Annotated in this window: 8 protein-coding genes, 1 pseudogene and 1 riboswitch; of the genes and pseudogenes, 1 reads left to right on the forward strand and 8 read right to left on the reverse strand. The window is 71.6% G+C overall.

Annotation, left to right across the window (positions count from 1 at the left end; translation table 11 throughout):
* Positions 1-170 precede the first annotated feature (170 nt).
* The 8 genes and pseudogenes from ABTX24_RS12580 to pcaH form a co-directional block, all read right to left on the reverse strand.
* Positions 171-1592, reverse strand: a pseudogene (locus ABTX24_RS12580) (cobyric acid synthase); the annotation flags it as partial.
* A complete protein-coding gene (cobF, locus tag ABTX24_RS12585; protein ID WP_350839984.1) occupies positions 1589-2374 on the reverse strand; it encodes a precorrin-6A synthase (deacetylating) in 786 nt (261 codons plus the stop codon). The pseudogene ABTX24_RS12580 and the gene cobF, both read right to left, overlap by 4 nt.
* The gene (locus ABTX24_RS12590) at positions 2371-5976 is read right to left on the reverse strand and encodes a cobaltochelatase subunit CobN (protein WP_350839986.1); all 3606 of its coding nucleotides are present in this window, start codon (positions 5974-5976) and stop codon (positions 2371-2373) included. The genes cobF and ABTX24_RS12590 overlap by 4 nt, the downstream gene beginning before the upstream one ends.
* 51 nt (positions 5977-6027) lie before the next feature.
* A riboswitch (cobalamin riboswitch) is annotated at positions 6028-6137 on the reverse strand.
* Complete coding sequence (locus ABTX24_RS12595; protein WP_350839988.1) at positions 6133-6693, reverse strand: GNAT family N-acetyltransferase; 561 nt, start codon at positions 6691-6693, stop codon at positions 6133-6135. (Overlaps the previous riboswitch by 5 nt.)
* Positions 6694-6733: 40 nt before the next feature.
* Positions 6734-7885, reverse strand: a complete 1152-nt coding sequence (gene pcaDC / locus ABTX24_RS12600) for a bifunctional 3-oxoadipate enol-lactonase/4-carboxymuconolactone decarboxylase PcaDC (protein ID WP_350839990.1) — start codon at positions 7883-7885, stop codon at positions 6734-6736.
* Positions 7882-9141 (reverse strand): lyase family protein, encoded by a 1260-nt coding sequence (locus ABTX24_RS12605; protein WP_350839992.1) that lies wholly within the window; start codon positions 9139-9141, stop codon positions 7882-7884. Before ABTX24_RS12605 ends, pcaDC begins: the two co-directional genes overlap by 4 nt.
* A gap of 8 nt (positions 9142-9149) precedes the next feature.
* Positions 9150-9701, reverse strand: coding sequence for a protocatechuate 3,4-dioxygenase subunit alpha (gene pcaG / locus ABTX24_RS12610; RefSeq protein ID WP_350839994.1), 552 nt, complete (start codon positions 9699-9701; stop codon positions 9150-9152).
* A complete protein-coding gene (gene pcaH, locus ABTX24_RS12615; protein WP_160028098.1) occupies positions 9698-10474 on the reverse strand; it encodes a protocatechuate 3,4-dioxygenase subunit beta in 777 nt (258 codons plus the stop codon). The genes pcaG and pcaH overlap by 4 nt, the downstream gene beginning before the upstream one ends.
* A 70-nt stretch (positions 10475-10544) precedes the next feature.
* Between pcaH and ABTX24_RS12620 the strand changes: the two genes are divergently transcribed.
* Positions 10545-11288 carry an IclR family transcriptional regulator gene (locus ABTX24_RS12620; RefSeq protein WP_160028100.1) on the forward strand — a complete coding sequence of 248 codons (744 nt, stop codon included), beginning with the start codon at positions 10545-10547 and terminating at the stop codon, positions 11286-11288.
* The last annotated feature ends 121 nt before the right edge of the window (positions 11289-11409 follow it).

Here is an 11409-nt window from a genome sequence, read left to right on the forward strand (position 1 = left end):
GGCAACGGTCGCGTTGGAGGCGATTCGTGCACGCACATGATGCCCGGGCCGATCAGGATGCTGCCGAAACGTTCGGTCCCAACACGGCCCCCTGCAGCGCTCGGAGGGAACGTGTTGGTCTCGACACGACGTCGTTCGTTCCTCACGACGTCGGCTCGACCAGCGAGGGCGAGGTCGAGCAGGGCGTCGACGTCGAGGTGCTCCTCGACGAGGTCGCCGATCAGGTCCAGGCGGCGCTCGCGGGCGGCTGGGAAGGAGACCGCGGACGGCTCGCGGCCCAGCGTCGCCGCGAGGAAGGCGCCGCGCAGCGCGTCGCCCTCCAGGCTGCCGTGCCACATCGTGCCGAAGACGTTGCCGGTTCGAGCGCCCCCGAGGAACTCGGTGACTCCGTCGCCGCGGGTGATCCGGCCGTGGTGGATCTCGTAGCCGCTCGCCTCGACCCCGAGCGCCGATCCGGTGGGCAGGCGGAGGTTCTTGGCGGGGGTGAAGTCGGTGCGTACGTCGAGCAGGCCGAGCCCCTCGACCTCGGCGACCGAGCCCTCGACACCGTCGGGATCCGCGATCACGCCGCCGAGCATCTGGAAGCCACCGCAGATCCCGAGGAGCGGGCGGCCGCGGCGTACGTGCTCGGTCAGGGCCACGTCGAGGCCGCGTGAGCGGAGCCAGGCCAGGTCGCTGATCGTGGACCGGGTGCCGGGCAGGACGACCAGGTCGGCATCGGCGACATCGGCCGGCGAGGAGGCGAAGACGACATCGAGATCCGGCTCCAGCCCGAGCGCGTCGACGTCGGTGAAGTTGGAGATCCGGGGGAGGCGTACGACCGCGACCTTGCGAGTGGCACCTGGCGCCGAACGGCGCCCTTCGAGGTCGAGCGCGTCCTCGGAGTCGAGCCACAACGACGGCTCCCAGGGGAGCACGCCGAAGACCGGGCGCTGGGTGATCGACTCCAGCGAGTCGAGTCCGGGCCTCAGCAAGCCGAGATCACCGCGGAACTTGTTGACCACAAAACCGCTGATCAGGGCCTGGTCATCGGGCTCGAGGAGCGCCAGGGTGCCGTACATCGCCGCGAACACCCCGCCCCGGTCGATGTCGCCCACGACGACGGTCGGCAGCCCGGCGTGCCGGGCCAGCCCCATGTTGACGTAGTCCCCGGCCCGCAGGTTGATCTCGGCCGGGCTGCCCGCGCCTTCGGCGACGATGACGTCGAAACGCGAGGCCAGATCGTCGTACGCCGCATGGGCCGCGGTCGCCAGATGCCGGCGCCCCGCCGCCCAGTCGTGGGAGGACACCTCGCCCGCGGGATGCCCCATCAGGACCACGTGGCTGCGGCGGTCGGAGCCGGGCTTGAGCAGCACCGGGTTCATCGCCGGCTCGGGGGTGACCCGCGCCGCCAGGGCCTGGACCCACTGCGCCCGGCCGATCTCCGCCGTCGTCCCGTCCGGCGCCTCGCAGACCATCGAGTTGTTGGACATGTTCTGGGCCTTGTAGGGCGCCACCTTGACGCCGCGGCGGGCGAACGCCCGGCACAGCCCGGTCGTCACGACCGACTTGCCCGCATCCGAGGTGGTGCCGGCGACCAGCAGCCCGCTCATCGGCGCGGGGCTCGCAACAGGTAGATGTCCATCACCCAGCCGGACGTCTCGCGCAACCGTGCCCGAGCGGACTCGATCGCCGGCAGGACCTCGCCGACCGTGCCTGCGACCAGCTCCTCCTCACGCGTGCCGAGGTTGCCGCCCCACCAGATCCGCCAGTCCTCGAGCCCGGGGAGGTCGACGACCCGGTTGAGCATCACCACGAGGTTGTCGTGCCCGGCCTCGACGGCCTCGAGCACGGCGCGGCCGGTGGTGATGTAGAGCGGCCGACCGACGTCGTGGAGGACGAGCCGGTGCCGCGCGGCGAGCAGCTGCACCGAGGAGATCCCGGGGATGACGTCGACCTCGATGTCGAGCTGCTCGGAGATCTGGTCGACGACACGGATGGTGGAGTCGTAGAAGGCCGGGTCGCCCCAGACCAGGAAGCCGACGTCGCCGGGGTGCTCGGCGAGCACGGCGAGGTATCGCTCGACCCGGGCCCGGTGCCAGGCTGCGACCGCCGCCCGGTACTCGGCGTCGGTCCCGGTGAACTCCTCACGCCGCTCGCGAGGCGCGTCGTCGACCTTGACGACCCGCGCGGGAGCGGAGAGGTGGCGGTCGAGCAGCTCTTCGCGGGCCCGAACCAGCGGGTCGGGCATGCCCTGCTTGACCGTGCCCGACTTGTCGGTGACCAGGAAGTAGTCGACCGACCGCATCGCGGCCACGGCCTCGAGGGTGACCTGGTCGGGGTCACCGGGGCCGACCCCGATGATCTTGATCCGACGCTTGCCAGAAGAACTCATTCCTCCTCCAGATCACCTTCGATGTCGAGATAGATCTCCTGCATCGCCGCGACGAGCTCGGGGTCGGGCGACTCCCACAGCCCGCGCTCGGCAGCCTCGTGCAGCCGCTCGACGATGCCGCGCAGCGCCCACGGGTTCGAGGATCGCATGAACTCCTGGTTGGTCTCGTCCAGGACGTACTCGCGGGCGAGCTTCTCGTACATCCAGTCCTGCACCACACCGGCGGTCGCGTCGAAGCCGAAGAGGTAGTCGACGGTCGCGGCCAGCTCGAAGGCGCCCTTGTAGCCGTGGCGCTGCATCGCCGAGATCCAGCGCGGGTTGACCACCCGGGCCCGGAAGACGCGGTTGGTCTCCTCCTGCAGCGTGCGGGTCTTGATGGCATCGGGGGAGGTGGAGTCGCCGACGTACGCCTTCGGCTCGCTGCCGGTCAGCGCTCGGACCGTCGCGACCATCCCGCCGTGGTACTGGAAGTAGTCGTCGGAGTCGGCGATGTCGTGCTCGGCGGAGTCGACGTTCTTGGCGGCGACCTTGATCCGGCGGTAGTTGGCGCGCATGTCGTCGGCCGCCGGGGCGCCGTCGAGGTCGCGGCCGTAGGCGAAGCCGCCCCACGCCGCGTAGACGTCGGCCAGGTCCTGGTCGGAGCGCCAGTTGCCGGCCTCGATCACCTGCAGGATCCCGGCGCCGTACGAGCCGGGCTTGGAGCCGAAGATCCGGGACGTCGCGCGGCGCTGGTCGCCGTGATCGGCGAGGTCCTCGAGGGTGTGTGCGCGGACGAAGTTGTCGGTGTCCGGCTCGTCGAGGTCGGCCACCATCCGGACCGCGTCGTCGAGCATCGAGACCACGTGCGGGAACGCGTCGCGGAAGAACCCGGAGATGCGTACGGTCACGTCGATCCGGGGCCTGCCCAGCTCCTCGAGCGAGATGACGTCGAGGTGCGTGATCCGGCGGGAGGCCTCGTCCCACTCGGGGCGCACTCCGAGCAGCGCGAGCACCTCGGCGACGTCGTCGCCGGACGTACGCATCGCGGAGGTGCCCCAGACGGAGAGTCCGACCGATGTCGGGTAGTCGCCGGTCTCGTCCAGGTAGCGCTGCAGCAGCGAGTCGGCCATCGCCTGCCCGGTCTGCCAGGCCAGCCGCGACGGCACCGCCCGCGGGTCGACGGTGTAGAAGTTGCGCCCGGTCGGAAGTACGTTGACGAGCCCGCGCAGCGGCGAGCCCGACGGCCCCGCGGGGACGAAGCCACCGTCCAGCGCATGCAGGACCGCGGACAGCTCGTCGGTCGTCCCGTTCAGCCGCGGCACCACCTGCTCGGCGGCGAAGACGAGCACCTGCCGCACGGCCGGGTCGTCGTGGAGCGTCTCGGCGACGGCCGGGTCCCAGCCGGCCGCATCCATCCGCTCCACCAGGGCGCGAGCCTGGGTCTCGATCTCGTCGACCGCCCGGGTGTCGGCGCCCTCCTTGAGCCCGAGCGCCGCCCGCAGCCCGGGCACGGCACCGCCGACGCCGCCCCACACCTGCGCGGCACGCAGGATCGAGAGCACCAGGTTGACGCGTGCCTCACCCTCCGGCGCGGCACCGAGCACGTGCAGGCCGTCGCGGATCTGGGCGTCCTTGATCTCGCAGAGCCAGCCGTCGATGTGGAGCATGAAGTCGTCGAAGTCGTCGTCCTCGGGACGTTCCTCCATGCCGAGGTCGCGGTGGAGCTCGGCGGCCTTCATCAGCTGCCAGATCTCGCCGCGGATGGCGGGCAGCTTGGCCGGGTCCATGGAGGAGATGCGATCGTACTCCTCCATCAGCGACTCCAGCCGCGCGATGTCGCCGTAGGACTCCGCACGCGCCATCGGCGGCACCAGGTGGTCGATGATCGTGGCGTGCGCACGGCGCTTCGCCTGGGCGCCCTCGCCCGGGTCGTTGACCAGGAACGGGTAGATCAGCGGCATGTTGCCGATGGCCGCATCCGGGCCGCAGGACGCCGAGAGCGCGGCGTTCTTGCCGGGCAGCCACTCCATCGAGCCGTGCTTGCCGAGGTGTACGACGGCGTCGGCCCCGAAGCCGTGCTCGAGCCAGCGATAGGCACCGAGGTAGTGGTGCGACGGCGGCAGGTCCGGGTCGTGGTAGATCGCGACCGGGTTCTCGCCGAACCCGCGCGGCGGCTGGATCAGGATGACGATGTTGCCGGCCTGGAGCGTGGCCAGCACGAGCTCGTCGTTGTCGTTGACGAAGAGCTTGCCCGGGGTCGGCCCCCAGGTCTCGACCATCTGTTCGCGCAGGTCAGCGGGGAGATCCGCGGTCCACCGGTCGTAGTCGGCCTTGGAGATGCGGACATGGGCGTCGGTGAGCTGGGCGTTGGTCAGCCACTCCTCGTCCTGGCCGCCGGCCGCGATCAGCGCGTGGATCAGCGCGTCGCCCGCGGCGGTGTCGCCCTCCGCGGCGGCGACGGAGTCGAGGATGCGTACGACCTCGTTGTCCTGGCCCAGGTCGTAGCCCTCCTCGCGCAGGCGGCGCAGCATCCGGATCGCGGAGACCGGGGTGTCCAGGCCGACCGCGTTGCCGATGCGAGCATGCTTGGTCGGGTAGGCGGAGAGCACCAGCGCGAGGCGCTTGTCCGGGTTGGGCGTGTGCCGCAGGCGGGCGTGGTTGACCGCGATCCGGGCGACCCGCGCGGTGCGCTCGGGGTCGGCGACGTAGTGGGGGAGACCCTGCTCGTCGAGCTCCTTGAACGAGAACGGCGCGGTGATGATCCGCCCGTCGAACTCGGGGATCGCGATCTGGTTGGCCGAGTCGAGCGGCGTCACGCCGTCGTCGGAGGCCTCCCAGTCCGCACGCGAGCTGGTCAGGCAGAGCCCCTGGAGCACCGGGATGTCGAGCGCGGCCATCCGCTCCACGTCCCAGGCCTCGTCCTCGCCGCCGGCGCTCGCCGAGGCGGGCACGGAGCCACCGGCCGCGAGCACGGTCACGATCAGCGCGTCGAGGGTGCCGAGCGCCTCGTAGAGGTCGTCGGGGGCCGAGCGCAGCGAGCCCGCGAAGACGGGTACGCCGGTGGCCGCGCCGGTCGCGTCGATGGCGTCGGCCAGTGCATGGGCGAACGCGGTGTTCCCGCTGGTCTCGTGGGCGCGGTAGTAGAGCACCCCGATGCGGGGAAGAGTGTCGTCGGCAGGCGAGGGACGCTCCGCGAAGCCCCAGGCCGGCACCGTCGCCGGCGGCTCGAACCCGAAGCCGGTCAGCAGGACCGTGTCGGAGAGGAACGCGTGCAGCTGAGCGAGGTTGGTCGGCCCACCCTCGGCGAGATAGCGGTGGGCCTCGGCGGCGACGCCCATCGGGACGGTGGAGTGCTCCATCAGCTCGGCACTCGGCTGCTGCTCGCCGCCGAGGACGACGACCGGAGTGCCACGCTCCTTGACCGCGCTCAGGCCGTCCCAGAGATCGGTGGGCGAGCCGAGGAGCCGGAAGACGACCAGGTCGGCATCGGCGACGACCTGCTCGAGGTCGGTGGCCCGCGACGGGTTCGCCCAGGCGTAGTCGGCGCCGCTGGCACGGGCCGAGAGCAGGTCGGTGTCCGAGGTGGACAGAAGGGCGATGCGTACGCGTGCAGAGTCGGCCATGCCGAGGTCCTCCTAGGGGTTCTCGCCCCGTCGATCGGTCGGATAGCCCGCGGCCAGTGTCTGGCTGTGTCCGTGCCCAGCAGCTGTACGGACGTCACAGTGGCGGAACCGCCCCGGACTCTCACCGGGTTCCTGCGCCACGAGCGTGCTCGCAGCCTACCCCGCGCGGCGCTCGAGCCAGGTCTCGCGGGTGATCTCGTACTCGACCTCGCCGTCGGCGTGACCGGCGAGCGGCTCGTCCCAGTCCTGATGGAAGCCGCGCACGAAGCTCATCCCGACAGAGACCATGGTCGCGCGGGAGGCCTCGTTGACGGCCATCGTCTGCGCGATCACCCGATCGATCCCGAGGTCCTCGAACCCGTGGCGGAGCAGCTCGAGCGAGCCTTCCTTCGCGAACCCCTTGCGCCAGTGGCGCTGTGGGAGCCGGTAGCCGAGCTCGGCCGCATCGGTGCGCGGCGGGTTGTCGGGCGGGTCGAACATGTAGAGACCGACGAACTCGCCGGCCGAGAACCCGATCCATTTGCCCAGCACCTCGGCCTCCTTCGCCACCCGGATCCACTTGTGCATCCGCTCCTCGGTCTCCTCCGGCCGGAGCGCGCGGGTGAACAGATGGCGGAGCACCACCGGGTCGGAGTTGAGCTCGACCAGGAACGGCAGATGCTCCTCGGACAGCGGGACCAGGTCGAGGCGCTCGGTGCGCAGACGGGCTTGCGGCATGGGTGCGACGTTAGTCAGGACGTACGCCGATGGCACCTGGTTACTCGTTCAGGACCCGGTTGGCGACGGCGAAGGCGGTGTTGGCGGCCGGTACCCCGACGTAGATCGAGGTCTGCAGGAGCACCTCGATGATCTCCTCGCGGGTCAGCCCGTTGGTGAGCGCGGCGCGGAGGTGGAACTCCAGCTCCTCGAAGTGACGCCCGGCGACCAGGGCGGTGAGCACGCCGATCGAACGGTCCCGGCGGGCGAGGCCGGGCCGGGTCCAGATCGTGCCCCAGGCGTAGCGGGTGATCAGGTCCTGGTAGTCGCGGTTGACGTCGGTGATCGCGGCGGTGGCCCGGTCGACGTGGGCGTCGCCGAGCACCTGGCGGCGTACGTTCATCCCGGCCGCATAGGCCTGGTCCGAGGCCGTCACGTGGGAGGTGACCAGGCTGGAGACGGCGTGGGGTGCCTCGGCAGGAGCGAGGTGGCCGACGGCGTCGAGGGTGACGAGGCGCCCGTTGCGCACCCCGACGGCGATCTCCTCGAGCGAGGCCGGCGGGGTCGGGGCGTCGTCGACACCCGCGATCGCGAGGACCGGGGCGGCGATCTCGGCGAGCCGGCCGCGGACGTCGTACGCCGCCAGCGCATCGCAGACCAGCGCATAGCTCTCCGCGTCGGCGTCTCGCAGCGAGTGGAGCAGGGCGCCGCCTCGGGCGGGCTCGCGCTCGAGGAAGCCGGGGGCGAACCAGCGCTGGGTGGAGCCGGCGATCTGCGAGGCGGTGCCGGCCTTGCGGACCGTCGCCGCGCGGTCGTTCCAGCCATCGGGCTCGCCGATCTTGGCGCCGGTGTTGGTGAGCACCGCGGCGCTGACCCGGTTGGGTGCGTCGAGCAGGAGCTGGAGGCCGACGGCCCCGCCGACCGAGTCGCCGGCGTAGGCGAAGGTGCCGTGGCGCTCGCCGCGGTCGGTGAGGACCCGGTCGACGCAGGCGAGCACGCCCGCGGCGAGGTCGGCCATGGAGAACGCGTCGGTGGTGGGGGCGCCGTGGCCGTGGCCCGGGAGCTCCCAGCCGATGACGTGGAAGCTGTCCGCGAGCAGCTCGGCGGTGGCGGCCCAGAGCGCGGTCACCGAGGTGCCGAGGGACGGGCCGACGACCAGGAGCGGCCTGCTCGGGCCTCCGGCCAGCTCGACAGGGGTGATCCTCGGCGTCATGGTAGGTCCTTCCAGATTTCGTGGGCGCGGGCGACGGTGGTGTCGATGAGAGCGTCGGTGGCGCCGAGATAGTCGTCGAGCCCGGCGGCGGCCTCGGTCCCGGCGAGGATCTCGCCACCCACGAACCCGGTCAGCGACCGCTGCTCGGCCAGCAGGTCCGCGCCGGCGGCCTCGGCCGTGGCGCGCATCCGGGCCGCGTCGACGCGGAGCCCGGCGAGAAGCTCGGCGGTCTGCGAGGCCGCGACGACGCTGCGGCGGGCGAGGGTCGCCACGGTCTCCCACTCGACGTGCCAGGCGCCGTCGGGACGCTCGTCGACGTACGTCGCCGCGGCGGTGTGGAGAGTCGCCGCCAGCGGGGGAGCGGCGAGCGTGTGGCGACGGATGAGGACCGAGAGCACCGGGTTGGACTTGTGCGGCATGGTCGAGGAACCACCGCGCCCCTCGCCGGCGGGCTCGGCGAGCTCGCCGATCTCCGGGCGGGTCAGCAGGGTGATGTCGGTGGCGATCCGGCCCCAGGTGTCGGCCGCGGTGACCAGCATGTCGGCGGCCGCCGTCAGCGGGGCGCGGTTGGTGTGCCAGGGGGCTCGCGGGGTCAGCCCGAGCGTGGTCGCGGCGGTCGCGGCTGCCTCCTGCGCGGCGGCCACGGGATCGCCGAGACCGCGGAGCCGGGCCAGGCCGACGACGGCCGCCAGGGTGCCGGCCGCGCCACCGATCTGGGCGGGCAGTGACGTACGTGTCCGCCGGAGGGCCTCGGCGGCATCGCCCAGGCCGGAGAGCCAGGTCGCGGCCTTGAGTCCGAAGGTGATCGGCACCGCGTGCTGGGTCAGGGTGCGGCCGGACATCACCGTGGCGCGGTTGTCCCGGGCGAGACCGACCAGCGAGGCGGCCTGCACGGCGAGCTCGTCCTCGACCCGGTCGAGCACGTCGGCGAGACAGAGCACGAGCGCGGTGTCGACCACGTCCTGGCTGGTCAGGCCCTTGTGGACCCACCGGGCAGCCTCGCCGTCGAGCCGGCCACGCAGCAGCTTCACCAGCCCGATGACCGGGTTGCCCCCGGCCTCAGCGCCCTCGGCGAGCGCCGGGACGTCGTCGGCGGAGACCAGACCGGCCAGGGGCGTACGTGCTTCCTCCGGAGCGATCCCCGAGGAAGCGAGAGCGGCCAGCCAGGCCTCCTCGACCCGCACCATCGCGGCGAGGTAGGCGGTCTCGGAGAAGAGGTCCCCGGCGCGCTCCTCGCCCGGCCACAGCAGCGACATTCGACTCCTCAGCGGTAGGTGAGAAAGGTGGTCTCGCGGTCGCCCTGGAGGTGGATGTCGAAACGCAAACCGGTTGCGTCCGCGGTTGCCACCAGCGTCGCACGCTCGTCCTCGGGCAGCGACACCAGCAGGGGGTCACCGGCGTTGGCGGGGTGCTCGGGCAGGTAGATCCGGGTGTGCAGCTTGTCGAGCAGACCGCGGGCGAAGACGGTGAGCGCGAAGAACGGCGCCGCGCCGTCCTCGGACGCCCCGGGGAGCACCGTCGAGAACGTGTAGTGGCCGTTCAGGTCGGTGTCGGCGCGGCCCCAGCCGGTGAAGGTCCAGCCGTCGCGGTGCAGCGACCCCTCGGCCTGCGGGACGTTGCCCGCGGCGTCGGTCTGCCAGATCTCGAGGAGGGCGTCGGGGATCGGGTTGCCGGCGCCGTCGTAGACCTTGCCGTGCAGTCGGATCGAGCCGGGGCTGCCGGGCGGGACCAGGTCGGCGTCGCCCTCGTAGGGGAGCGCGTAGCCGAAGAACGGGCCGATCGTCTGCCCCGGAGTCGGGCGGTCGGGGGTGCTCACAGGTCGCCCTCCTCGGGCTCGGTCCAGGTGCGGCTCGGGCCGGTCAGGACGATGTCCCAGTGGTAGCCCATCGAGTACTCGGGGGTGGAGAGGTCGTGGTCGTACCTCGCCACCAGGGCGTCACGAGCCTTCTGGTCGGTGATCGACTGATAGATCGGGTCGAGCGCGAAGAGCGGGTCGCTGGGGAAGTACATCTGCGTGATCAGCCGCTGCGTGAACGCGCGGCCGAACAGCGAGAAGTGGATGTGCGCAGGCCGCCAGGCGTTGATGTGGTTTCCCCACGGGTAGGGGCCGGGCTTGATCGTCTGGAACCGGTAGCGCCCCTCGGAGTCGGTGATGCAGCGGCCGACGCCGGTGAAGTTGGGGTCGAGCGGCGCCGGGTGCTGCTCGCGCTTGTGGATGTAGCGGCCGGCGGAGTTGGCCTGCCAGATCTCGACGAGCTGGTTGCGCACGGGGCGCCCCTCGCCGTCGGTCACCCGGCCGCTGACCGTGATCCGCTCGCCGATCGGCTCGTTGCTGCCGGCGATGGTCAGGTCGGCCTCGAGCGGGTCCACGTCGGAGTTCCCGAAGCACGGCGCCCACAGCTCGATGGTCTCGGGGTCGGCATGGCGCGGGTCCTTGGTCGGATGGCGCAGGATGCTGGACCGGTAGGGCGGGTAGTCCAGCAGCGGCTGACGTACGTTCTGGCCCGCGGAGTCTGCCTCGAGCTTCTCGATCTCGGCCGAGAGGTCGGCCTGAGTCTCGACTGGTGGTTTCTTGGTGGGCGCTGTCACGCTCCGAACGCTAGGTGGCGGAGGCGTACGATGAAAGCAGGGACTTCCGCTGAGCGAAAGGTGGGGCGAGATGGCAGGAGGCAGCGGAGGCCGGACCGTCGCCTCCCGAGTGCTCGGTCTCATCGGCGCCTTCGACGCCGGCCATCGCCGGCTCACGCTGAGCGAGCTCGCCGCCCGCGCGGACCTCTCCCTCCCGACCGCCCATCGCCTGGTCGCCGAGCTGGTCGAGTGGGGTGCGCTGGTGCGGGAGGAGGACGGGACGTACGCCGTCGGCCGCCGGCTGTGGGATGCCGGCCTGCTCGCCCCGGTGGCCACGGACCTGCGCTCGGTCGCCTCTCCGTTCCTCCACGACCTCTACGGCGCGACCCTGGAGACGGTCCACCTGGCCGTTCGCGAGGACGACCACGTGCTCTACCTCGAGACGCTCCGCGGCACCCGCAACGTACCCATCGTCTCCTCGGTCGGCTCGCGCCTGCCGATGTACTCCACCGGCGTCGGCAAGGTGCTCCTGGCCCACGCGCCCGAGGACGTACGCAACCAGGTGCTGGCCGGCCCGCTCAAGCCGTTCACCCGCCACACCATCACCACCCCCGGCCTGCTGCGGCGCCAGCTCGACCGGGTGATCACCGAGGGCTATGCGACCACCGCCGAGGAGATGACCCTCGGTGCCTGCTCGGTCGCGGTCCCGATCACCACCGGCTCCGGCGTCGTCGGCTCCCTCGGCATCGTCGTCTCCGACCTCCGCCGCAACCGCCTCCGCCTCGTCTCCGCGCTCAAGGTCGCCGCCCAAGGCGTCTCCCGCGCCCTCCCGTAGCCGCCCGCCGAATCTGCACTTGTGGCGGCCGAGACTGCAGTTATGGGCGACGAAAGTAGACACTCGTCGCCCACAACTCACTTCTCGGCCGCCATCACTACCTTCTCGGCGGGTGGGGTAC

Origin of the sequence: Nocardioides sp. NPDC127514, assembly GCF_040302125.1 — a bacterium.
GTDB lineage: Bacteria > Actinomycetota > Actinomycetes > Propionibacteriales > Nocardioidaceae > Nocardioides.